The organism is Lactovum miscens (assembly GCF_014202895.1).
GTDB lineage: Bacteria > Bacillota > Bacilli > Lactobacillales > Streptococcaceae > Lactovum > Lactovum miscens.
The window spans coordinates 1-21,178 of the sequence record NZ_JACHHV010000007.1; the positions used below are offsets into that span (position 1 = coordinate 1).

Below are 21,178 nucleotides of genomic sequence, written 5' to 3' on the forward strand. Positions count from 1 at the left end.
AACTCAATTTTAAAGGTTCTTTTTCTTTTTGTCTTTTTTCTGAAATCAAAAAGCGATCACTCTTTCGAGCTACCGCCAATTATTTTACACTTATAAGAAGTAAGACTCACAGTTTAACAACCCAATCATTCTAAAATCTGATAAAATAGGGTTAAAATATTATTAGAACGTCAAACTTAAGTTCAACTTGCTTGGCGCTGTATGGAGGACAAATGCCACATCTTTACCAAGACGATAGTTTAGCTTTGCACACGGATTTGTACCAAATCAATATGATGCAAACCTATTTTGAACTGGGACGACACCAACGTAACGCAGTTTTCGAAGTTTTTTTTCGAGACATGCCTTTTGACAATGGCTATGCAGTTTTTGCAGGGCTTGAACGTATGGTGGATTATCTGAAAAATCTCGCATTTTCTGAGACAGACATTGCATATTTACGTGAACTTTCTTACCCAGATGCTTTTCTGGATTATTTGAAAAATCTTCGGTTTACGGGAACTGTCCGTGCAATGCAAGAAGGCCAACTGGTTTTTGCTAATGAACCAATTGTGCAAATTGAAGGTTCATTAGCTGAATGTCAATTGGTCGAAACGGCGATTTTAAACATTATCAACTTCCAGACATTAATTGCGACCAAAGCTGCCCGGATTAAATCGGTAATTGGAGATGATCCCTTACTTGAATTTGGAACGCGGCGTGCGCAAGAAATGGATGCGGCAATTTGGGGGACACGTGCAGCCATTATCGGAGGAGCTGATGCCACGTCTAACGTTCGTGCGGCCAAAATTTTTGGGCTTAAGGCAAGTGGCACACACGCTCACTCATTAGTACAAAGTTATGGTAACGATTATGAGGCCTTCAAGGCCTACGCAAGCACACATCATGATTGTGTATTTTTGGTTGATACCTACGACACCTTACATTTTGGTGTACCTGCGGCAATAAAGGTGGCACGTGAATTTGGTGACAAGATTGATTTTCAGGGAGTGCGAATTGACTCGGGGGACATGGCTTATATTTCTAAGAAAGTTCGTCAACAATTAGATGATGCCGGATTTATGGATGCAAAAATCTATGCATCAAATGATTTGGATGAATCCACGATTCTCAGCCTGAAAATGCAAAAAGCAAAGATTGATGTTTGGGGGGTAGGAACAAAACTTATCACGGCTTATGATCAACCTGCTTTGGGTGCTGTTTATAAACTTGTTTCAATTGAAGATAACAATGGTATCATGCAAGATACCATTAAACTTTCAAGCAATGCTGAGAAAGTTTCAACGCCTGGTAAAAAACAAGTATGGCGAATTACTAAAAAAGCTGATGGTAAGTCAGAGGGAGATTATGTTGCATTCAGTGACGAAAATCCTGATTTGGATGAGGAAATATATATGTTCCACCCACTCTATACTTATATCAATAAAAATATTCGAGAATTTAATGCAAAAGCACTTTTAAAGCCAATTTTTGTGAAAGGAAAGTTGACCTATAAATTGCCTACCTTGCAAGAAATCAAAGATTTTGCAAGAGAAAATTTGAATGAACTTTGGGATGAATATAAACGTGATTTGAATCCTCAGCCTTATCCCGTGGATTTATCACAAAAGTTATGGGATCACAAAATGGGGTTAATTTCAGAGTTACGACAAGCAGTGTCAAAGATAAAACTGGATTGAACATTGTCATAGATATGAGCAAACTTGAATTATTCAGCTGACAAATGGACTATTAACTAGCAAGGATTTATCAAAGAAATTTGGAGAAAGAATGAGCTTACAAGAGCAAATTATTAAGGAACTCGGTGTGAAATCCGAGATTGATGTGAAGGCTGAAATCCGTGTATCGATTGACTTTTTGAAAAGTTATTTAAAAAAATATCCTTTCTTGAAGGCTTTTGTTTTGGGAATTTCAGGTGGCCAAGATTCAAGTCTGACTGGACGTTTGGCTCAGCTTGCAATGGAAGAAATGCGAGATGAAACGGGTGATGTGGCTTATCAATTTATAGCTATCAGATTACCTTATGGTGTTCAGGAAGATGAAGTTGATGCGCTACGAGCCCTTGATTTTATTAAGCCTGATAAGAGTTTAACCGTCAATATTAAAACTGCAGTTGATGGGCAAGTTGAAGCTTTGAGATTAGCTGGAATTGAAATTTCCGATTTTAATAAAGGAAATATCAAGGCACGTCAAAGGATGATCACACAGTATGCAGTGGCTGGGGAATACAAAGCAGCTGTACTTGGCACTGATCATGCGGCAGAAAATATCACAGGTTTTTTCACAAAGTTTGGGGACGGCGGGGCTGACTTGTTGCCAATTTTTAGATTGAATAAACGGCAAGGAAAAGCTTTATTGGCAGAATTGAGCGCAGATTCAGCAATTTATGAAAAAATTCCGACGGCGGACCTTGAAGATGGTAAACCGGGCTTAGCTGATGAGGTTGCACTAGGTGTGACATATCAGGAGATTGATGATTATACTGAGGGAAAAACTGTTACTCCTGAATCTCAAAATAAAATTGAGGCATGGTGGAATAAGACTCAACATAAGCGTCATCTACCAATTACTATTTTTGATGATTTTTGGAAATAAAGCAATATTATATAATACATTAATCTTTTATACTGTGTTTAAACTTTTGCTACAAATCTTTGTTTTCAATGTGTTGTTTTCTCAGCAAGCCTTATTGTGCAGTTGAAGGATGTTAAAAACCTTTAGAGAAATTATCCATTTCTTCACTTAAGATTCAATTATATTTGAAAAAATTAATTGTTAACGCAATCATAGAAGGAGAACTGCTCGCTGGCGACAAAATAAGTTTATTATATCTGTCAGGTTGGCTATATGCTATAATGTACGAATGGAAAAACAAAAACTGTAGAACATCTGTGTAAGGTATTCTACAGTTTTTGTTTTTCTTATATAACTTAAAAGGGGCAAAAAAGGGGCAATTTAATTTAAGTTATCAAGTGCCTCGATCACGCTTTTCTTTGCTTTTTGGGTTACGTGATTGTAAATTTCAAGCGTCGTCTTTGAATTTGAGTGACCAACTCTTTCCATAATTGCCTTGATTGGAAGATTCAGCTCAGCTAAAAGCGATACATGTGAGTGTCGGAAAATGTGAGTTGAGAGATTCTTATCTATTTTTAGATTTTTCCCAGCTTTTTTTAAAGCCAAGTTAAAAGCTTGCATTGAAATTGGAATCTTAGACGAGTGTGAAATAAAAATATAGTCGTCACCATTAACACTTTTATGATTCAAAGTATCTTTTTTTTTAACCTCTTCAAGTAGCTCAATTGCTCTTTTAGAAAGATCAACTGTCCTAAATGATGAACTATTTTTCGGCGATTGTTTAACATGTCTTTCTAAGTTCTTGATATATGGCCCTAATGTTCCTGTAACCTCTATAGATTTCCCGTTAAAGTTTGACCACTGAAGTGCTTGGAGTTCTCCAAATCGTAACCCCGTTAGATATAGAAACTCTGTAATCAAAGCGTACATGATTGAGTTTCTGCTATTAAAATAATTAACGATATCTAGTACTTCATAGCGTTCAAGATAGTCCGCATGCACTTTTTTATCTGAACTTTTCCGTTTAAGCGTTATTTTTTCAATTGGGTTTGAATCAATATACTCGCGTTCAACAGCATAGTTAAACATATTTGAGAGCATTGCTTTAATTAAATTAGAATAGTTTAAAGAGTAGGTTCCGAGAGTGTAAATTTTATCGAAAAAATTCAAAAATGCTTGTTTATCTGCTTGCTTAATTAATGTATCTTTATCAATAATTTCGAAGACCTTTTTGAAAGAAGTCTTGGCTGAAACAACACTACGAGGTTTCGAAGTTTGCTCATATCTTAACAGCCATTCATTGTATAGCTGCTCTAATGTCATCTTAGCAAGATTAGAAGTGCTAGTCGAATACTTATCTATTTTCACATTTAATAGTGCTAGCGCTTGTTTCTTTGCTTGTGGTGAATCCTTTTCTAAAGTAACAGATACTTTCCTTGCTTTATCTGTATATGGGTCAATCACTCGCTCAACGTATTTAAATTTTCCATTTTCTAGCTTTTCAATCCACATATTTTTACCTCGTTTTGTGATAAAATAAGTACAGTAAAACGCACAGCCATGTGTGTGATACGTACCATTAGGTGAAACCGCTCTCCGTCTCTAAACTGAAGCGGTTTTTATATTACCAATTGCCTTGCTTATACTTTGCATCGACAGAAGTTAACCCATCAATATGTAAAGCTAATGAATCTTTTATTGGATGACCAAGAGGATCTAACACAAAATCTATTCCTTCTCGTCTCGCAAGCTTTGCTGCTGGGACAAAATCACTATCACCAGCAATCAGAATAATTTTGTCAACTTGATGTTTTAAACTTAAAGTTGCTATATCAAGTCCGATACGCATATCTACGCCCTTTTGTTGTACACTAAAAGATAGATTCTTTTGTTTTAAATCTTCTATTTTTATATGACCATTAAATAAAGCTTTTGTAGTGTCTTTATTTATAGAGTAACCTGCATTACCGTCACTTAGTTCTCCAAATCTTAGCGCAACTTTTCTTTTGTGTGCCAGTTCTTCGAAGAAGTCTCTTGCCCACTTACTACTCTCTAATTTTAAAAAGTCAACATTTTCATGGGTTAATGGGTTATAGATTACCTTATCACTAGGTTGGCAGTCATAATAAAAAATTCGATATAACTCATCATAAGTTTTTATACCATAGTTTTTATCAGATAAGTGTCTATTACAGTAACTATAAAGTTCGTCTGCTCTCCCAGATGAGCTCTTAGGCCCCATTACTTTATTAGAAACTTTTCTATAAAATCCGCCATCAATTAATATTGCCACTTTTTTCATTTTATCTCCATGTATAAAAAAATCTCTTGACCTTAACTGATCCCATAAAGTGGGGAGTTGACTATCAAGAGATACTTTAACATATTAAGCATACTTTGTATGCTTTTATATTCTAACAACTCTTGATTAATTTGTCAAACAAAAAGGTTGATTTTTTTTGCTATTATTCTTTAAATCGTTACTTTAAGTAATATCTTGCAACAAAATATTACTTGTTTTTTAAAAACAACTTATTGGACTAATATTTCATAATTCGTCGTTTCAAATTTAAGCCAATTTTTTACATTCTTTCAAAAACTAGTGTAGCTTGGATACGATCACCACCACCAAAGCCCTTGCTTCCACTACTTGTCGTTGAAATAGTATGTAATCTATAACCTTGTGCTGCTTGCTTATTCAAGATATCTTCAAGCTCACCAAGATTTTTTGAGCCTTTTCCGATAAGTTGCTCTTTTAAAACAACTTGTAAAACTTTGTAATCCATTTTTATATCTCCTAAGCTTTTATCGTGAATCCAGTCTGCACGTTTTTAACTAAAGTTATAATTTTCAACCCACTTTTCCTCTAAGGCTGCACGGATTTTTAAAATAGAAGTTTTTATCTATGGTTGAGCATACTCATTACCTTTTGGTGCGAGTTGGTATCCAGATGTTTCAGCGTCACTTTGGCTCATGTAACCATAATTACCTGGATTAGTAACTTTCGAATAGTACAATCTACTTGTGCTTTTAGTAAATACCATACCATTTCCAGCTGTTGACCAACCATCACTAATAGTATATGAATTATTTGCAGGATCCGGAGCAGCGGCTGGAGCTGGATCCGGAGCAACAGTAACAGCGGGTGAAACAGTTGCCGCTACAGGATCTGAGCTAGGAATAGTTGTTGAACTAGGTGCAGGTGCAGAAGAAGTTGAAGATTCTGATGATGAGGTACTTGAACTAGCCTCAGAACTTGAACTACTTGAAGAATGCTTAATTTTAGAGCTAGAGCTAGAACTTGATACTTGTGAACTTTTAGCGGATGAATTATTTTTCCCATTAATGGTACTAGCATATCCAGAAAATCCAATTATGGAAAGCAAAACAAGTGGAATAATGGCAATAAGCCATAGCTTATTGTTGGTTTTTCTATAATTAACAATTACTAAATAGACGCCAACTAGACATGTAATTGGGAAAAAAATGATAGCTAAAACCCAAAACCACCACTTTTTATTGATCGGTGTTTTTTTCATAAATTACTCCTTGCCATTTTAGTGGTGGCAAACACATGTTATACATAATCAAGACTATAAAAGCTTTATGCTAATATTTCTCTGATTATCACCAAGTAAGATAATTTTATCAAGGTTAAAATTAAAACTACTTAGCTCCTCCTAATTAAGAATAGTTCCTCCTAGCCAACCAAGGATTGGTTGAATTTATTTATTTTTATTTAAACTACGAACAACCGTAGTTGTAATAACACCATTAATATAGCCAATTGTGGCAACTCCTATAATCATTAGAAATATTCCTAATATCTTTGTTGACGCATGAGTTGGAGTGATGTCTCCGTATCCAACAGACGTCATTGTCTCAACGAGCCAATAGATGCCATCAATAATAGACTTATGCTCAATCTCATCAAATATATATACATTAGCAATAAAGTAAATTAATAAATAAATGGCAAGCTGTTTGATGGTACCTATGCTGAAGAAGTTCTCAACATTTATCTTGGCTGAAGTTTCTTCAAGTCGTTTTAGCTTGACTAGACGTGAAACTCGAATTAATCGAAATATTTTAAGAATTCCAAAATTTGCCACTGGAATACAAGCAATAATATCAAGAGTGAAATGCTTAAAATAATTATTAATTGATTTTTTATCTTCTGAATTTATCCAAATTCCGGTACCTACAACCAAATCAAAGATAAATACTCCATATACAGACCAATCTAAAATTCCTGGTAGCTGCTCAAAAAGTGAAATTAAAGCGAGAATAACAACTGAAATGATGTAATAGGGACTATTATAAATTTTTGTAATCATGCGACCACCATATCTCTAACAATCTCAAGCGGATTGTGAATGTCATAATCACAAATTCGATGACTATCTTTGAAATAAACTTGAAGCGGATTTTTTATTACATTTTTTCAAAGACCATCGTCGCTTGGATACGATCACCACCACCAAAGCCCTTGCTTCCACTACTTGTCGTTGAAATAGTATGTAATCTATAACCTTGTGCTGCTTGCTTATTCAAGATATCTTCAAGCTCACCAAGATTTTTTGAGCCTTTTCCGATAAGTTGCTCTTTTAAAACAACTTGTAAAACTTTGTAATCCATTTTTATATCTCCTAAGCTTTTATCGTGGATCCTTTCTACACGTTTTTTAACTAATTAGTAATTGCTTAAACTCTCGTTCAGCAAGTTCGTAAAAATTAACATCAAGATTGAAGTATTTAAGGAAACTCTCAATGTTAATCGAATCTGGTTTATTGTCATATGCAGACAAGTAAGCCTCACAACGTTTATGAATCATGTATTGGTTAGCTTTAGCTTCCTGAATCATTTTCAAATGCTCGGAGGATAACTTTGTAAGAATATCTTTATTTAAAGCATGAGCGGTTTCATGTAAAATAAAGTTAATAGTCTCCTTTTCTGTTAAGTTATCAGATAGGAAAATAATCTTATACTTGTCTATGTAAATGCCAAATTTTTCATCCTCAAAATGGCACCAAAATATTTTTACTCCTAAAAAATTGAGTAAATCCTTATACGTCATAACATTCCATTCTCCAAAAGTGATTGTAGTTGGTCTTTGACAACTTTTTTAGCACCTTCTGATAATTTATTTCCTTGCCACGCGACATTACGATCTAAAACATCATCAATTTCAAGAAGTTTATCTTGGCTAACTTTAATTTTTCCATAGACTAAAGTGTCCATTTCAACATCTAAAACTTTGGCAAGTTGCTCAATTTCTTCAAGTTTTGGAGAATTTATACCACTCTCCCATTTAGATATTGCTGACTCTGACTTTCCCATTTTTAAACCGAGCTCTTTTTGAGTAAGTCCTGCTTTTTCTCTGTAGAATTTAACGTTTCTATCAAAAATCATTTTTCTTTGTTCTTCTGTCATGAAATTATTATATTCTTAACTTGATTTATTTGCAATAAAAAAGTTGCGAAAATATCACTAAAAATAAAATATCTTGATTTTATTGCAACTTTTGACTTGCGAAAAAATCAAGTTTATGATAACATTAATTCATCAAGCTAAACAGCTTTCTTAGCAAATCGGTAGTTCGACTGCAAATAAGATGACATATAAGGTTTCTTCGGAGTAAAAGTGCCCTTTGCTAATAACTTGAAATAATAAAGAACCGAGGAATGCGATGAGCAAGACTTACAAGCCTTTAGACGACCTTCTAGGTGAGTCTGGAATGAAATTTACGACCATTTCAGAACGAATCGGATTAACTTCTAATGCGTTTTACAGGGTTCGCGTGAATCCACGCAAGTTGACTCTTGAAAAAATCCAGCGTCTAGGATCTGTTACAGGTATAGATCCCGATAGGATTTATCAAGTATCAAAAAATTTTACAGAATAACTTGATATTATCGCAAGTTATAAAAGATAAATATGATAAACCCAAAAGAACCTAATATCGAATGTACCCAAAAATGAACAATAGAAAGGAAACGAAAAGAAGCCCGATTTTTGGGCTTCAAAAATACGAAAATAATTACATTAAGAATGAAAGGAAGAAAAAACTATGTCAATTAACTTATATGAGCTTAATTCAGACGATTGGGCAAGCGATTCAAGGCTAGCTGAAACATTCGGTGTAAAGATAGACACCATGCGAAAAAAGGTTAGAGCATTCGAAGCAAACGATCCAGAGCATGTCATTAAGATAGGCAGTCGGCTTACATTCGTTCCAGCGTTCATCGCTTGGTCGGAGTACGAAAGGAAATATCGAAATGTATCACGAAAGCCTAAGTTTGAGTTTGAAAAATGACAACAAAAAAAGCACCTCTGCAAAGGCGCTTCAAAAACAACTAGATAAGGATATTTTAACAGAAATGAGAAACATTATCAAATCAGACAAGGACTTCATGAAGAACCTTGTTAACGAATATGCAGAAAGCCTAATGGCTCACGGTATGACTTATGAATATGCAAAGAATGCAGCTCGACTAAAGTATTGGTACGCATGTGAATTCTATGATGGCTTAAAGTATTGGCAGAAGAACAATACCGCTCAACTAAAACAAGACATTCGCCGAATTTTCATGGGCGAACAAAAAATATTAAAACGTGAATTGATAGGAGCTTAAAATGGCAAATGAAATTGATATTTATGATGCAAAACAGCTAAACACTGCAACAATAAAGAAATTCTTAAAAGGTGGCGGGAATGCTAGTGACGAGGAACTTGCAATGCTATTAGCAATTTCTAGAAATCAAAACTTGAATCCATTCATGAAAGAAGTCTACTTTGTTAAATATGGTTCTTCTCCAGCACAAATCATAGTGAGCCGTGATGCTTATCGAAAACGTGCGCAAGCTAATCCAAATTATAAGGGGTCAGAAGCAGGTGTGATCGTACTTTCAGAATCAGGCGAAATTAAGGAACGAAATGGAGCATTCAAAGCACCTAATGAGGAACTGATTGGTGCTTGGTCAACTGTCTATTTGGCAAATGCGGACATACCTATTCATGTGGCTATCTCTTATGATGAGTACGTTCAAATGAAAGACGGTAAACCTAATTCAATGTGGGCAAATAAACCAATGACAATGCTTACTAAAGTTGCAGAATCACAGGCATTACGCATGGCGTTCCCGAGTGAATTCTCAGGTACGTATGGAGAAGAAGAGTTTGACATTCCAAAAGATGTTACGCCTACAGATGACGATCGTTACAATCGTATGGAAGAAATTAAGAAAAATCTTTCAAATGCTAAAACACTTAAAGATTTAAATGATTTTCATAAAAGCTTAACAAAGCAAGAAAAATCTACTTACGATTCTCGATTCGAAGATGCAAGAGAAAGAATATTGAAAAGCTCAGAAGTTCTAAGTGGAGAAGTTATTGATTCAGATTCTGATGTTCTTAATGTGGAGGACTTCTAATGCAAGAAATAGCAGTGAATTATATTGCAGCAAAGATTGATGTTGTTGACCGTGAAAGTTTTGAAAAACAGATAAATGAAATAGTCAAACGATACAAAGGTTACCAAGTATCAGTCGAATCAATCAAAGATGATAAGGCTACTCGAGCAACGCTCAATAAGTTAATTAAACAAATCAGCGATCGACGAATTGAAATTAAAAATGAATTTAATATACCACTTAAAGATTTTGAATCATGGGTAAAAAAAGCAACTGATCCGCTTGAAAAAGTAGTTGAATCAATTAATTCGGGAGTGAAAGAAGTTGAAGAAAATATTCGACAACTTTTGACAGGTATTATCCGCGCTCAATTTGAGATTGCTACGAAAGATACACAGATTGACCCTAGAATCTTTGAAATAAACATACCAACGCTTTGTAAGTCAAGCTATTTTAATAGTTTAAACGAGCCAAAACAAGCCTTATTGGATGAAATCAAAGTGTTAGTTGACCGCGAAAAAGCAAACATGGCACGTTTAGAATCAGATAAAAATACAATTACTAGTTTTGCCTTTGATAATAACTTACCTGATACGCCATATCTGACAATGCTTGATCAGGGTGAAGAACTAAACTTCATTCTTGAAATTTTGCAAAAGGATATCAAGGCTGAAAAAGCTAAGAAGGAATCAGAGGAAAAGAGAGCAGTTGAAGAGGCAAAGCGAAAAGCTGAACTGTTAGCAGAACAAGAACGAGAATATGTAACAAAACAGCTTGAATCTGAAATGGGAATGGTTCCAGAAGAATCCGAAAATGATGTAAAAAATGCCGAATTCAAAGAAATTGTACCTGAAAACGACCCAATCGTTTCAAAAAGTATTGAAAAATACCATTGCACAATTGACATCATTTTCGATTCAATTGAAGAAAAAAATCGGTGGAAAGAAGTAATGGTCGCAAATGGTTTTGGAGACTTCCATGCCTTGAAATTTGAGAAGGTACAGGTAACTGAATGATTAATAATGTAACGCTCGTTGGACGATTAGTAAGAGATCCAGAGCTTAAATACACAGCTTCTAATATCGCTAACACAAAAGTAACACTTGCGGTTAACCGAAGATTCAAAAATGCGACAGGTGAACGTGAAGCTGACTTTATCAATCTTGTTTTGTGGAAGCAGAACGCTGAAAACTTTGCGAATTGGATGCATAAGGGTGGACTTGTCGGAATAGTCGGATCTATCCAGACTCGAAATTATGAGAACCAGCAAGGTCAAAGAGTTTACGTGACAGAGGTACTCGTAGATCACTTTCAAAGCCTTGAAAGTCGTCCTGAAAATCAATCTAATCAACAACATCCTAGGCAACCAGCACCAGTACAAAGTCGACAGGAAAATCCATTTTCAAACAGTAAGCCTATGGATATCTCAGATGACGAGCTTCCCTTCTAATAATTTTTGATAGGAGAAAATATGAATTACCAAAAATATAAAGAAATAATTTCTACACACAATAACTATGCACAGCCAATTATCTGCCTTATTCACCTGACAGCTCATGAGAAAACAAGTGCTTATGAATTAAGAGAACTATATGGATTCCTTGACCCAGCAAAGCAGATAAGCATTTTGAAGACTGCTTATGGGATCAAAATTTATAAACACAATATTCAAGTGGTAAACCGTTTTGGACGTAAGGTACATACAAAGGAATACTCACTTGAGCAACTTGATGGATTCACGGAGGACATAAATGGTTAGGCCTGAAAAAATTGGCCTTGACTATTTCCCGCTTGATGTTGATATATTTGATGACGAAAAGATAGAAGCTATTGCTGGGGAGTTTGGCTCAAAAGGTGAAATTGTAGTTGTAAAGCTGCTGTGCGCGATTTATAAAAAAGGATATTTCGTACAGTGGAGTGATTTAACACAAGCTCAACTTTTAAAGCGACTCCCAGATATTACAGATGAATTGCTAAAAAAGATAGTGAACCGCTTGGTTAAATGGGAGTTCTTTGATAAGGACCTGTTTGACTCGGAGAACGTACTAACAAGTTTGCATATTCAAGCTAATTTTTTCGAAGCAACAAAGAGAAGAAAAACACCAAGACCGACTCAATATATCATTAATGTTAACAATAATTCAGTTAATGTTAACAATAACCACGCTACAACTGGGGTTAATGTCAACATTAGTACACAAAGTAAAGTAAAGAAAAGTAAAGTAAATAAAAGTAAAGAGAAAGAAGAAGAACCTTTAAAAACAAACTCGCTCTTTTCAAATTATTTTGACTTATTTACTTCTCTTTCGAAAAAAAATCTAAGTAAAAGAGCAATGGCTACGCAAGAGTTTTTGAAGCTCCCTAGCTTTGATCAAAACTTTGCAGTAACAGGAGCTAGAAATTATTTGACTTGGTACTTGAAATCAAATCCTGATGATGTAGACGGTACGTATAGTATTAATGCTTACCAGTTTATTAAAGAGATGGAATTCAAAAATTATCAGACAATACCCGAGATTAAGAAAAAAAAGACCGGCTACGATTCTGCACGTGAGAAAGTGATACCAGTACCTGAATGGTCAAATCCAGACTATGCTGAAGAGGCAACAGATGAAGAAGTAGCAGAATTTAAGCGTCAACTTGAAGCGCTAGGAGATAAAAATGAAAGCAAATAAAAAAATCACAGGTGAATTTACACAAGGATACCCCGAGGCTGTCCGTCCGATGGCCGAGTGGCTGATGGATAATGACTTTGCGTTTAAAGTAGACGGCCTTAAATTTACCGTCGCAAACATGTCAGATACTACTTTCGATAAAGTTTACTCAAAAGGTAAGGAATTTGACAATTCTGCAAGTCCACAAATGGATTTATTTGAACAATCTGAACCAAAGGACGTTACACCAGAACTAGAATTACTTGAAACTTCTGACGATACGATTGATGGAGATTTTGAGGAGGTCGAATGAATAGACCTGATATTACAAAAAGTCTGAGTGATCTTGTGAGGACTAGGTTGAAAAATACATGCAACTTTTGGGCAGAAGAAGTGAATTTAGATTATTCAACTAAAAGAGTTGATTTTGTTGGGTTTTCTGCAAGAAATGGTGTATTTGCAAGAGTTTCAGAAATTGAACATGGGGCTTTTGATTTTTATGAAGTAAAAAGTTCCATGAATGATTTTAATTCAGGACACGGAAAAAATTGGGAAGGTGATCGTAACTACCTTGTTTGTGAGAGAGAATTAGCAGATGAACTTTACTCAAAAATGCTTTTACCACAAAATACAGAAGTCCTTTGTCCTAACAAGCCTCGTACAGCTCTGGTTACAGCTTACAAAGATTATCAATCATCAAAACGAACAAAAGCAGCAAGTGAGATCCTTTGGAATATGATATGCGCTAGAAGTAGTAACAAGATTGAGGTGGTCAAGTGAAATTTACTTTTAAGCTCTACCGTGCGACAAGCAAATCGAAGGACGTGCCAAGAAGCCAAAAACTAATTCTTAACTCAAACGACCGCATGCACTTTCATCAAAAAGCTCAAATCGTATCAAAGGTAAGGCAGATAGCAAAGCACGAAGTAGAAAATACTATTTTGCTAGATCTTGGAGACAAAACTAAAAATATAAATGTAAAAAATCACTTTAGCGAGAATAATCCATGCGGAGTAACGTTAACAGTTTTCACCCCAACGAAGCGCAGAAGTGATCCAGATAACTTGCAGCCTACACTAAAGGCAATCATGGACGGATTTACAGAAGCGAAATTATGGACGGATGATAATCACGATGTCGTGAAGTACACAAAATATCAATTTGGTGGGTTATCTGAAACTAAAGCATACCGACTTGAAGTAGATGTAGAGGAAATAAACTAAGGAGAGCGAAATGGATTTTGCAAAAAATAAAGCCCTACAGCTAAATGAAGAGCTGAAGGACTTGTAAGCTAAAAATTAAAATCTTGGCAATCTTAGTAGATTATCTTGCGTAGTAAAATTTTTGACGGTACGAATGAATGGAGCGCGATTTGTTGGATGGACTGACTCAACATTTGCCCTTATTCCATAGGTATTTGTGTAGTAATATTCCATATGACCATCAATATATTTTACTACTTGTGGGACAGTTTCAACCGTTCCGTCTTCAAGTTTTACTTTTTCAATTTTTTCAGTTGAAGTAGCATTGTGATCAATTAAATGAATATGTGTAATTCTGTATGACATACTTTTTCCTTTCTAATTTATTTCAATAGTCTCAGAGCTTGATCGTTTGCGAATCTGGGTTAAGGGGTGAGTCGCTTTGATAAGAACATAATATCATAAAGTGTCTAGATAGTCAAGAGGATAGTACTATATATAGTCAAAATTAATTTAATCAGTAAAGGAAAGCACAACATGTGGTCAAAAATTGAAAAAATAATAAAAGCTAAGAATATAAGCGTTTACCAGTTAGCTAAAATGACAGGAATTAGTCGTCAGGCATTATCTCAGATGAAGCTAAAAGAAATAAAAAATCCTAGTTTTGACAAAATGGTTAAAATTGCAGACGCACTAGATGTAAGTCTAGATGAGTTTAGATGAAAAAGGAGAAACAAAATGGATAAAGAATTTAATGACTTTGTAAAAAATGAAATAGCTTTTAGACTTAGCTGTAAACCAGAACATGTTTATACAGTATGGCAATGCAAGACATTGCAAAACATCAAGGGGCTGTTTTCAAGTGATGTAGAATCTGCAAAAGGATTATATTTTGAAGCGACTTACAACGGAGATAAAGAAGAACTTTATCTTGATATGTATTCAAAAGTTAGCAATGAAGCAATTGAAGTAACTTTTTAAGATTTAATACATCTCGGTGCTCGCGCGGAAATCGAGTTAAATGACTGATCGAGCATGACTCAACCAGCACAGCCGAGACAGCGCACAGTAAATAGTCAGGCAGGAAGAGCCTAAATCTATCCAAAAGGTCAGTTTAGACCAAATGACTATTTACTGTATTTAAAAAAGGGAAGCCAGAAAGTGAATCATTTGAAGAGGTCATCAAATGACAGATAAAGATAAAGTCATCTTTAAATAACAAAAAAACTCCGATGTGCTCGAAGTTGTCCTAACTCTATTTTAGCACATAGGAGGTGCATTTGTGGCAAGTAAAATTGACATTTTACTCGAAAATTATTTTTTAGGAAACATACAAAAATGGATAGATGCACGTATCCACCAGATAACATACAAAGAAAAAATGGATAATCTTGGAATCAAATCTCAATCGACTGGAATATCACCTCAAGAGTCTCAACTAATGGCTAAAGAAGAGTTGGAGAAAAAGATAAATAGTGATGTTGATATTATGAGATGGCGTGATCAGATCTATTGGATTGAGTATTGGTTACCGAGTTATCCAGACGTTGAAAGGATATATCGAACGTATTATTCTAAACAAGAGAAATACTTAGGTGTCTCATTAGATCTTGATATGAGCGAGCGTTCAGTTTACTCACGTCGCAGTCTCTTCAAGGAGACTCTGTGCCAGTGGATTAGGTGAAATGCTCCCCGATTTTGTGCAGTTTTTGTGCAGTTTTGTTTCCGATTGTTTGCCGATTCTTTGCAGTTTTTAAGCAGAAAAGATTGGTACACTATTAACATGGATTAATTTAAAAAGCGTTTGTCACTGACAGGCGCTTTTCTTGTTGGTGTGGCGAATGAAGTCCATTAAATGCAGAGAGGGATGCAGCCAATATATAGGAGTTTAGATCAACGGTAGATCAACAGTCTCCAAAACTGTTAATGCAGGTTCGAATCCTGTGATTCCTGTTGGGACGTTGGACAGAAATATTTATACATTCAGCACATTTAGATGTGGCGGAAACTTATTAATTTGATCTTACGAGTTCGATTCTCGTAGTCCCATTAGTTTAGAAGTTTAGAAAGTGAGGTGTCTCATGCCAATGACTGGCAGATGTCGTGAACCAAATTGTCACAATCTGGTTATTAGGCCACTCCACTATTGCAATACCCATGCTGATAAAGAAGTGGCATATCAAGAGAGTAGGCAACGGTGGGCGAATCAAGACAATAGTAAACGATATAAAGATTACGACAGGAAACGCAATGAAGATCCGTTGAAATCTGAACAACATAAGTTCTACCAGACAAAGCAATGGAAGTCATTAAGACGTGTCGCAATCGCTCGTGACAATGGTCTGTGTCAGTACTGTCTCTCACGAGGTAGGGTAAGGACAGGTAAGATAGTAGATCACATCGTGCCTTACGAGATACAACCATCTAATCGATCTAACTTAGACAACTTAGCATACTGTTGCAGCTACTGCCACAAACATAAGACTGAATGGGAACAGATTTATTATGGCACGGGATTTGGGAACAAACATAAGGATGTCGTTTTAGTTAGAAAAGTTAGTGACATCCCTGACTTAAAAACGCCCTGATATTTTGCACCCCCGGGTTACTAATACTATGGAGAAACCACGCACATAAGGGTCATCTTACGAAAGACTTCATTTTTTTATTTTTTTTACTAGGGGGGGTACCCCAAAACAGGAAAGGAGAGCTATGACTAAAAAAATGTTTAAAGATATCAACGACGGGCATTTAAGCTATCAGCCTCCAGACCACCTTGGTAGGAAAGCAAAAGCGATTTGGCGTAAAGTTGTCCTTTTTTTAGAAACACAAAAACCAATTGAGCGAATAGATCAGACACTGGTTGAAATGTATTGTACTCAATATGAAATCTATCGAAATTCTTATGAACACATAAAAGAGCATGGCGAAGTTCAAGCAATGTATAAACCTATTCAAGATATGACTGGAAAAATAATTGATAAGTCCTTCCAAGGATATAAACGAAATCCAATGACTCAAATTTACTCTGACTCAATTAAGAATCTGGCAAAGATTGGATCTGAACTGGGCTTGTCTCCTAAATCACGTTCGGAATTAATGGGATTGAATGTTCAAGAAGACAATGAAGAAGATGATGGAATGGGTGCGTTCTTTGATGACTAAGAAGATTGATTTAACACAAACACATGATGTCTTAGGCGATTATCATTCAATTGACTATTCTGGATTAAAAGAAAAATATCCTGATCCTGGTACGAAATATGCTTTTGATGTTTTAGATGAAAAAATAGTGACTGGATATTTAATGAAGCTTGCTTGCTTCAGGCATTTACAAGATTTGAAACGAATAGGCAGCAGTGATTTCCCATATGACTATTCATTAAAACATGTTAAGCGTTTAATGATGTTTGCTAAAATGTCTCCAAACGTAGACACGATGGAGCCGACAAAATTAATGCCATGGCAAGAGTTTATGCTCTCATCATTAATTGGTTGGCGAAACAAAGAAGGCAGTAAACGATTCGGCCGTGCGGTTATTTCAGTTGGTCGTGGTCAAGGTAAAACGTATATGCTAGCCATATTAATGGCTTACTCATATTTTGTAGAAAGTCGTGGTTTAAGTAACCAGGACTTTTTGGTTTCTTCTATTAATGCCAAACAAACTGGTAAGCTTTACGGCTATTTAAAATCAATGATCAATGTGATTCAAACAATAAATCCATGGAAAAAAATAGCAGATAAGAATGATTTGAGTTTGCAAGCCGATAAGATCATTATGCGAAACACAAACAATGTGATTCGACCTATTTCTTATGAGTCTGGCCAATACGATTCTTACCATTTCACAACCGCTATTTTTGATGAAATCGGAGAAATTAAAAGCCGAGAAAAGATATCTAAGATTGTTTCTGGTCAAGTCAAAGTGCCTAACCGACAGTTCATTCAGATTTCAACTGCTTATCCAGACCCTACAGTGCCTTTTCACGAAGATGAAAGAATGTTACAGCAGGCAATGGAACAAGATTGGAATAGAGATGCAGATACTTACCTTTGCTTAATCTGGTCAAATGACAGCCTTGATGAAACTTATAAGCCTGAAACGTGGGTAAAATCAAACCCATTATTAGACTTGCCAACTGAACATGACAATCTCATGCAGGGGTTGCTTGATAAACGAGATACCGATTCAATGACGGGTGCGATTGCAGACTTTCAATGTAAAAATCTTAATATGTGGCTGTCTTCGGATGTAGATAGTTATTTGAATCTTGCAGACGTAGAGCGTGCAGTCATACCAGAATTCAAAAAATATGGTCGGAAAGTATACATTGGCATTGATTATTCAATGTTTTCTGATAACACAGCGATTTCTTCTGTTTTTCCCTATCTGGATGAAGAAGAAAAGCCAAAATGGCACGTTGAAGAACATTCATTTATTCCGTGGCAGGCAGCAGGCTCTATTGAAGCTAAGGAAAAGCAAGACGGAATAAACTACCGGGAACTTGAAAAGCAAGATTTTTGTACGATTACAAGTCATCCACAAGGCTTGATTAATGATGATGAAGTCTATGAATGGATAGTTAACTATATTGAAGATAATAACCTTGATGTGATTTTCTTTGGTTATGATGCCATGGGAATTACAAAAGTGATTCAAATGCTTTTAAACAATACCGGATTCAATTTGAATCCAATCCGGCAACGGACAAGCGAGTTAAAAGACCCCACGAAGTTTTTACAGAAAATATTTGTTGAAAGCACAATTAGCCGACTGGATGATCCAATCATGGAAAAAGCATTGCTACACGCTGTTTTAAGAGAAGACTCAATCGGAATCCAAGTAGATAAGCGTAAAGCAACCTTAAAAATAGATGTAGTTGATGCGATTATTGATGCACTGTATCAAGGCATGAATCATTTTGAGGACTATGGCATGGCAAATGACAAGAGTTGGCAAGTTGAACATATGACACCGCAAGAAGTTTTGGACTGGTTTAAGAACCAAGAATCAGGGCTTACAGATGAAATAGATGAAGAGGACTGGAACGATGAAGATTTTTAGGAACTTGTTTTCCTTAGTTTGGCAAGTATTTGATGTACTGATGTTTATTGCCTTTGCAATCACAATATCAATCACAATGTTTAAGTGGAATGCAACGGCAGGTGGAATCACTCTATCTGTTGTTTTTATTTTGGCTGGGATAATCTCAGAATTTATAGGTAAAAAAGGAGGTGATTAAGTTTGCCAATATTTAATTTTGCTGAACTCAGCAAAAATGACATCGTCAATCAAACAGGTGATCCGCCACTTGGATCAATGGATAGTTTTTTCCCAGACGGGAACGATGCATTAATCATGGATAGTTTTCTGGGAAGTAATCAGTGGGTGTCTGCAAGGGCGGCCTTAAAAAATCCTGACTTGTTCTCAATTATTAACTTAATGTCGAATGATCTCGCAAATGTCATGTTGAAAGCAGATAAGAGCAAAGCCCAAGGTATCATCGATCATCCAAGCACGAATGCAAGCTATCATGGCTTTTGGCAATCTGTATGGGCGCAACTCCTTATAGGCGGCGAAGCATTTGCCTACAGGTGGAGAAACGCAAACGGAAACGACGTGAAGTGGGAGTATTTAAGACCTTCGCAAGTCAGTACATTCTACTTTGAGTACGAAAATGGCATGTATTACAACATAACATTTGAGGATCCAAAGATACCGCCTCTCTTTCAAGTCCCACAATCAGACATTTTGCATTTCAGATTATTCTCGATTGACGGAGGAAGAACTGGAATGAGTCCCCTCATTTCAATGAATGATACTTTATCAATCAAACGTGAATCAAATCGATTAACGATGAGTTCACTTCGGAATGCGATGAATGCAAATGGTGTTTTGAAAGTCCAAAACGGTGGATTGCTTGACGATAAAACGAAGGCAGCTCGCTCTCGTAGATTCATGAAGACGGTTAGAAATAGCAATGGCGGCCCATTGGTGCTTGACGATCTTGAAACCTATACGCCTTTAGAAATTAAAACGAATGTTGCTCAATTGCTCAGCCAAACAGATTGGACTTCTAAGCAGTTTGCAAAAGTATATGGCATTCCAGATACCTATGTTGGTGGTCAAGGTGATCAACAAAGCTCGCTCGATCAAATCAAAGGATTATATGCGCATGCATTGAAACGTTACCTGAGTGCTGTAGTGAGCGAATTAGAATACAAGCAAGGTACGAAGATTACAACAGATATGCGACAAGTCGTTGACCCACTTGGTGAATCAATGATGACCTCTATTGCAAATCTTGTAAGATATGGCACTTTAGCCCAGAATCAAGGGCTTTTTGTTTTGCAGAAAGCAGGGTTTGTCGAAAATGATTTACCCGAACCTAAAAATATGAACCCTGTCATCACAAACGTGAAGGGAACAGATTTAAATGAAGTTTCAACACCACTGAAGGGAGGTGATTAGATGACTAATCTTAGAAAGGAGGTAATAAATGACGATTGTAATTGACGTCAAAGGCGACATCGTTGACAACGACACTGCAAATTATTTTGAGATGATCAACAATGAATTAGGAATCTCTCTTGATTATTGCAGCCCATCGAAAATTAATAAAGCCTTGTTATCCGATGATGACGAAGTCGAACTTAATATCGCTTCAAACGGTGGGGAAGTGTTTGCGGCAAGTGAGATTTACACAGTTTTACGCTCCTCACACAAAAATATTATTGCAAATATTCAAGGGTTAGCCGCTTCGGCAGCTTCTGTCATAGCAATGGCTGGCGACACAGTTAATATTTCTCCGACCGCACAAATCATGATTCATAAAGCTCTGAGTAACTCGGTCGGGAATGCGGATGACTTTGAACACGAAGCCAGTGTATTGAATGGAGTGGATCAATCTATTGCAGCAGCTTACGAGTTGAAAACTGGGATGAGTGAGACAGAGATTTTACAGTTAATGTCAAATTCGACTTGGATGAATGCTAAAACCGCGGTTGACAAAGGCTTCGCAGATAACATCATGACTTTTTCGGAAGTATCTCCAGTAATAATGAACTCATTAAGCGCAATTCCTACTAAAAAATCAATGAATAAATTTATTGATTTGATTAAAAATCAAAAAGTTAAAAATAAAGCAACATGTTCTAATTGTGGATCTTCTGCAGATCCAGTCACTTGTCCGGAGTGTGGTAACGATACTTGTTGTCCAGACTGTGGATACTGCTCAGATTGTGGAAAAACCACAATGAATAAAAAAACTAACAAAGCCGATTTACGTTCCCGTAAGTTGGCTATTTTATTAGACCAAAAAGGAGAATAAAAAA

29 protein-coding genes and 1 tRNA gene are annotated in these 21,178 nt (G+C 35.9%); 21 read left to right on the plus strand and 9 right to left on the minus strand.

The annotated features are described in order from the left end of the window. Nucleotides 1-212: 212 nt before the first annotated feature. Nucleotides 213-1,679, plus strand: a complete 1,467-nt coding sequence (locus tag HNQ37_RS02835; RefSeq protein ID WP_183539140.1) for a nicotinate phosphoribosyltransferase — start codon at nt 213-215, stop codon at nt 1,677-1,679. Nucleotides 1,680-1,770: 91 nt separating this feature from the next. Continuing rightward, entirely contained in the window at nt 1,771-2,595 is an 825-nt protein-coding gene (gene nadE / locus HNQ37_RS02840; RefSeq protein WP_183539142.1) for an ammonia-dependent NAD(+) synthetase, read from the plus strand. A 360-nt stretch (nt 2,596-2,955) separates the two neighbouring features. On the opposite strand, the gene HNQ37_RS02845 is transcribed toward nadE, so the two are convergent. From HNQ37_RS02845 to HNQ37_RS02880, 8 genes are all read right to left on the minus strand, one after another. Next, nucleotides 2,956-4,086, minus strand: coding sequence for a tyrosine-type recombinase/integrase (locus HNQ37_RS02845; protein WP_183539144.1), 1,131 nt, complete (start codon nt 4,084-4,086; stop codon nt 2,956-2,958). Nucleotides 4,087-4,198: 112 nt separating this feature from the next. Further along, the gene (locus tag HNQ37_RS02850; RefSeq protein ID WP_183539146.1) at nt 4,199-4,876 is read right to left on the minus strand and encodes an NYN domain-containing protein; all 678 of its coding nucleotides are present in this window, start codon (nt 4,874-4,876) and stop codon (nt 4,199-4,201) included. A gap of 280 nt (nt 4,877-5,156) precedes the next feature. After that, nucleotides 5,157-5,360 carry a DUF4177 domain-containing protein gene (locus tag HNQ37_RS02855; protein WP_183539148.1) on the minus strand — a complete coding sequence of 68 codons (204 nt, stop codon included), beginning with the start codon at nt 5,358-5,360 and terminating at the stop codon, nt 5,157-5,159. Nucleotides 5,361-5,477: 117 nt separating this feature from the next. After that, a complete protein-coding gene (locus tag HNQ37_RS02860; protein WP_183539150.1) occupies nt 5,478-6,113 on the minus strand; it encodes a hypothetical protein in 636 nt (211 codons plus the stop codon). Nucleotides 6,114-6,299: 186 nt separating this feature from the next. Then, the gene (locus HNQ37_RS02865; protein WP_183539152.1) at nt 6,300-6,911 is read right to left on the minus strand and encodes a potassium channel family protein; all 612 of its coding nucleotides are present in this window, start codon (nt 6,909-6,911) and stop codon (nt 6,300-6,302) included. A 97-nt stretch (nt 6,912-7,008) separates the two neighbouring features. Next, the gene (locus HNQ37_RS02870; RefSeq protein WP_183539154.1) at nt 7,009-7,212 is read right to left on the minus strand and encodes a DUF4177 domain-containing protein; all 204 of its coding nucleotides are present in this window, start codon (nt 7,210-7,212) and stop codon (nt 7,009-7,011) included. A gap of 46 nt (nt 7,213-7,258) precedes the next feature. Then, nucleotides 7,259-7,651, minus strand: a complete 393-nt coding sequence (locus tag HNQ37_RS02875) for a hypothetical protein (protein ID WP_183539156.1) — start codon at nt 7,649-7,651, stop codon at nt 7,259-7,261. Further along, nucleotides 7,648-8,007 (minus strand): helix-turn-helix domain-containing protein, encoded by a 360-nt coding sequence (locus HNQ37_RS02880; protein WP_183539158.1) that lies wholly within the window; start codon nt 8,005-8,007, stop codon nt 7,648-7,650. Before HNQ37_RS02880 ends, HNQ37_RS02875 begins: the two co-directional genes overlap by 4 nt. An 845-nt stretch (nt 8,008-8,852) precedes the next feature. Here HNQ37_RS02880 and HNQ37_RS02885 point away from each other — a divergent pair. From HNQ37_RS02885 to HNQ37_RS02925, 9 genes are read left to right on the plus strand one after another with little or no spacing between them, the layout of a single operon-like run. Further along, nucleotides 8,853-9,209 (plus strand): hypothetical protein, encoded by a 357-nt coding sequence (locus tag HNQ37_RS02885; protein ID WP_183539160.1) that lies wholly within the window; start codon nt 8,853-8,855, stop codon nt 9,207-9,209. A gap of 1 nt (nt 9,210) precedes the next feature. Beyond that, on the plus strand, nt 9,211-10,008 hold the full coding sequence (bet, locus tag HNQ37_RS02890; RefSeq protein WP_183539162.1) for a phage recombination protein Bet: 798 nt from the start codon (nt 9,211-9,213) through the stop codon (nt 10,006-10,008). Then, on the plus strand, nt 10,008-11,003 hold the full coding sequence (locus HNQ37_RS02895) for a DUF1351 domain-containing protein (RefSeq protein WP_183539164.1): 996 nt from the start codon (nt 10,008-10,010) through the stop codon (nt 11,001-11,003). Before bet ends, HNQ37_RS02895 begins: the two co-directional genes overlap by 1 nt. After that, nucleotides 11,000-11,437, plus strand: coding sequence for a single-stranded DNA-binding protein (gene ssb / locus HNQ37_RS02900; protein WP_183539166.1), 438 nt, complete (start codon nt 11,000-11,002; stop codon nt 11,435-11,437). The genes HNQ37_RS02895 and ssb overlap by 4 nt, the downstream gene beginning before the upstream one ends. A gap of 21 nt (nt 11,438-11,458) precedes the next feature. Then, a complete protein-coding gene (locus HNQ37_RS02905; protein WP_183539168.1) occupies nt 11,459-11,746 on the plus strand; it encodes a hypothetical protein in 288 nt (95 codons plus the stop codon). After that, on the plus strand, nt 11,739-12,662 hold the full coding sequence (locus HNQ37_RS02910) for a phage replisome organizer protein (RefSeq protein ID WP_183539170.1): 924 nt from the start codon (nt 11,739-11,741) through the stop codon (nt 12,660-12,662). Before HNQ37_RS02905 ends, HNQ37_RS02910 begins: the two co-directional genes overlap by 8 nt. Continuing rightward, complete coding sequence (locus tag HNQ37_RS02915) at nt 12,649-12,954, plus strand: hypothetical protein (RefSeq protein ID WP_183539172.1); 306 nt, start codon at nt 12,649-12,651, stop codon at nt 12,952-12,954. Before HNQ37_RS02910 ends, HNQ37_RS02915 begins: the two co-directional genes overlap by 14 nt. Beyond that, a complete protein-coding gene (locus HNQ37_RS02920; protein WP_183539174.1) occupies nt 12,951-13,421 on the plus strand; it encodes a hypothetical protein in 471 nt (156 codons plus the stop codon). Before HNQ37_RS02915 ends, HNQ37_RS02920 begins: the two co-directional genes overlap by 4 nt. Then, complete coding sequence (locus HNQ37_RS02925; protein WP_183539176.1) at nt 13,418-13,864, plus strand: RusA family crossover junction endodeoxyribonuclease; 447 nt, start codon at nt 13,418-13,420, stop codon at nt 13,862-13,864. The genes HNQ37_RS02920 and HNQ37_RS02925 overlap by 4 nt, the downstream gene beginning before the upstream one ends. A gap of 75 nt (nt 13,865-13,939) precedes the next feature. On the opposite strand, the gene HNQ37_RS02930 is transcribed toward HNQ37_RS02925, so the two are convergent. Continuing rightward, on the minus strand, nt 13,940-14,209 hold the full coding sequence (locus tag HNQ37_RS02930; RefSeq protein ID WP_183539178.1) for a DUF3892 domain-containing protein: 270 nt from the start codon (nt 14,207-14,209) through the stop codon (nt 13,940-13,942). A 171-nt stretch (nt 14,210-14,380) separates the two neighbouring features. On the opposite strand from HNQ37_RS02930, the gene HNQ37_RS02935 reads away from it, so the two are divergent. The 10 genes from HNQ37_RS02935 to HNQ37_RS02980 all read left to right on the plus strand — a co-directional run bounded on the left by HNQ37_RS02935 (nt 14,381) and on the right by HNQ37_RS02980 (nt 21,174). Further along, a complete protein-coding gene (locus HNQ37_RS02935) occupies nt 14,381-14,566 on the plus strand; it encodes a helix-turn-helix domain-containing protein (protein WP_183539180.1) in 186 nt (61 codons plus the stop codon). A 15-nt stretch (nt 14,567-14,581) separates the two neighbouring features. Then, nucleotides 14,582-14,824, plus strand: a complete 243-nt coding sequence (locus tag HNQ37_RS02940) for a DUF6275 family protein (protein WP_183539182.1) — start codon at nt 14,582-14,584, stop codon at nt 14,822-14,824. A gap of 301 nt (nt 14,825-15,125) precedes the next feature. Then, nucleotides 15,126-15,527 carry a DUF722 domain-containing protein gene (locus HNQ37_RS02945; RefSeq protein ID WP_183539184.1) on the plus strand — a complete coding sequence of 134 codons (402 nt, stop codon included), beginning with the start codon at nt 15,126-15,128 and terminating at the stop codon, nt 15,525-15,527. A gap of 198 nt (nt 15,528-15,725) precedes the next feature. Next, nucleotides 15,726-15,796 (plus strand) — tRNA-Trp (locus tag HNQ37_RS02950). Between the two features lie 128 nt (nt 15,797-15,924). Continuing rightward, complete coding sequence (locus tag HNQ37_RS02955) at nt 15,925-16,431, plus strand: HNH endonuclease (RefSeq protein ID WP_183539186.1); 507 nt, start codon at nt 15,925-15,927, stop codon at nt 16,429-16,431. A 124-nt stretch (nt 16,432-16,555) separates the two neighbouring features. Further along, entirely contained in the window at nt 16,556-17,008 is a 453-nt protein-coding gene (locus HNQ37_RS02960) for a phage terminase small subunit P27 family (RefSeq protein ID WP_183539188.1), read from the plus strand. After that, a complete protein-coding gene (locus HNQ37_RS02965; protein WP_246415582.1) occupies nt 16,953-18,908 on the plus strand; it encodes a terminase large subunit in 1,956 nt (651 codons plus the stop codon). Before HNQ37_RS02960 ends, HNQ37_RS02965 begins: the two co-directional genes overlap by 56 nt. After that, on the plus strand, nt 18,895-19,086 hold the full coding sequence (locus HNQ37_RS02970) for a DUF1056 family protein (protein WP_183539190.1): 192 nt from the start codon (nt 18,895-18,897) through the stop codon (nt 19,084-19,086). The genes HNQ37_RS02965 and HNQ37_RS02970 overlap by 14 nt, the downstream gene beginning before the upstream one ends. 2 nt (nt 19,087-19,088) lie before the next feature. Next, nucleotides 19,089-20,315, plus strand: a complete 1,227-nt coding sequence (locus HNQ37_RS02975) for a phage portal protein (RefSeq protein ID WP_246415583.1) — start codon at nt 19,089-19,091, stop codon at nt 20,313-20,315. A 28-nt stretch (nt 20,316-20,343) separates the two neighbouring features. Continuing rightward, on the plus strand, nt 20,344-21,174 hold the full coding sequence (locus tag HNQ37_RS02980; RefSeq protein WP_183539192.1) for a head maturation protease, ClpP-related: 831 nt from the start codon (nt 20,344-20,346) through the stop codon (nt 21,172-21,174). Nucleotides 21,175-21,178 lie beyond the last annotated feature (4 nt).

Excerpts from the sequence above, each read along its gene's own strand:
- HNQ37_RS02850 (WP_183539146.1), bottom strand. The coding sequence starts at position 4,876 with ATGAAAAAAGTGGCAATATTAATTGATGGCGGATTTTATAGAAAAGTT.
- HNQ37_RS02880 (WP_183539158.1), bottom strand. The coding sequence starts at position 8,007 with ATGACAGAAGAACAAAGAAAAATGATTTTTGATAGAAACGTTAAATTC.
- HNQ37_RS02895 (WP_183539164.1), top strand. The coding sequence starts at position 10,008 with ATGCAAGAAATAGCAGTGAATTATATTGCAGCAAAGATTGATGTTGTT.
- HNQ37_RS02930 (WP_183539178.1), bottom strand. The coding sequence starts at position 14,209 with ATGTCATACAGAATTACACATATTCATTTAATTGATCACAATGCTACT.
- HNQ37_RS02935 (WP_183539180.1), top strand. The coding sequence starts at position 14,381 with ATGTGGTCAAAAATTGAAAAAATAATAAAAGCTAAGAATATAAGCGTT.
- HNQ37_RS02910 (WP_183539170.1), top strand. The coding sequence starts at position 11,739 with ATGGTTAGGCCTGAAAAAATTGGCCTTGACTATTTCCCGCTTGATGTT.
- HNQ37_RS02855 (WP_183539148.1), bottom strand. The coding sequence starts at position 5,360 with ATGGATTACAAAGTTTTACAAGTTGTTTTAAAAGAGCAACTTATCGGA.
- nadE (WP_183539142.1), top strand. The coding sequence starts at position 1,771 with ATGAGCTTACAAGAGCAAATTATTAAGGAACTCGGTGTGAAATCCGAG.
- ssb (WP_183539166.1), top strand. The coding sequence starts at position 11,000 with ATGATTAATAATGTAACGCTCGTTGGACGATTAGTAAGAGATCCAGAG.
- HNQ37_RS02865 (WP_183539152.1), bottom strand. The coding sequence starts at position 6,911 with ATGATTACAAAAATTTATAATAGTCCCTATTACATCATTTCAGTTGTT.
- HNQ37_RS02835 (WP_183539140.1), top strand. The coding sequence starts at position 213 with ATGCCACATCTTTACCAAGACGATAGTTTAGCTTTGCACACGGATTTG.
- HNQ37_RS02870 (WP_183539154.1), bottom strand. The coding sequence starts at position 7,212 with ATGGATTACAAAGTTTTACAAGTTGTTTTAAAAGAGCAACTTATCGGA.
- HNQ37_RS02905 (WP_183539168.1), top strand. The coding sequence starts at position 11,459 with ATGAATTACCAAAAATATAAAGAAATAATTTCTACACACAATAACTAT.
- HNQ37_RS02860 (WP_183539150.1), bottom strand. The coding sequence starts at position 6,113 with ATGAAAAAAACACCGATCAATAAAAAGTGGTGGTTTTGGGTTTTAGCT.
- HNQ37_RS02885 (WP_183539160.1), top strand. The coding sequence starts at position 8,853 with ATGTATCACGAAAGCCTAAGTTTGAGTTTGAAAAATGACAACAAAAAA.
- HNQ37_RS02980 (WP_183539192.1), top strand. The coding sequence starts at position 20,344 with ATGACGATTGTAATTGACGTCAAAGGCGACATCGTTGACAACGACACT.
- HNQ37_RS02960 (WP_183539188.1), top strand. The coding sequence starts at position 16,556 with ATGACTAAAAAAATGTTTAAAGATATCAACGACGGGCATTTAAGCTAT.
- HNQ37_RS02955 (WP_183539186.1), top strand. The coding sequence starts at position 15,925 with ATGCCAATGACTGGCAGATGTCGTGAACCAAATTGTCACAATCTGGTT.
- HNQ37_RS02915 (WP_183539172.1), top strand. The coding sequence starts at position 12,649 with ATGAAAGCAAATAAAAAAATCACAGGTGAATTTACACAAGGATACCCC.
- HNQ37_RS02920 (WP_183539174.1), top strand. The coding sequence starts at position 12,951 with ATGAATAGACCTGATATTACAAAAAGTCTGAGTGATCTTGTGAGGACT.
- HNQ37_RS02875 (WP_183539156.1), bottom strand. The coding sequence starts at position 7,651 with ATGACGTATAAGGATTTACTCAATTTTTTAGGAGTAAAAATATTTTGG.
- HNQ37_RS02940 (WP_183539182.1), top strand. The coding sequence starts at position 14,582 with ATGGATAAAGAATTTAATGACTTTGTAAAAAATGAAATAGCTTTTAGA.
- HNQ37_RS02845 (WP_183539144.1), bottom strand. The coding sequence starts at position 4,086 with ATGTGGATTGAAAAGCTAGAAAATGGAAAATTTAAATACGTTGAGCGA.
- HNQ37_RS02965 (WP_246415582.1), top strand. The coding sequence starts at position 16,953 with ATGTTCAAGAAGACAATGAAGAAGATGATGGAATGGGTGCGTTCTTTG.
- HNQ37_RS02970 (WP_183539190.1), top strand. The coding sequence starts at position 18,895 with ATGAAGATTTTTAGGAACTTGTTTTCCTTAGTTTGGCAAGTATTTGAT.
- bet (WP_183539162.1), top strand. The coding sequence starts at position 9,211 with ATGGCAAATGAAATTGATATTTATGATGCAAAACAGCTAAACACTGCA.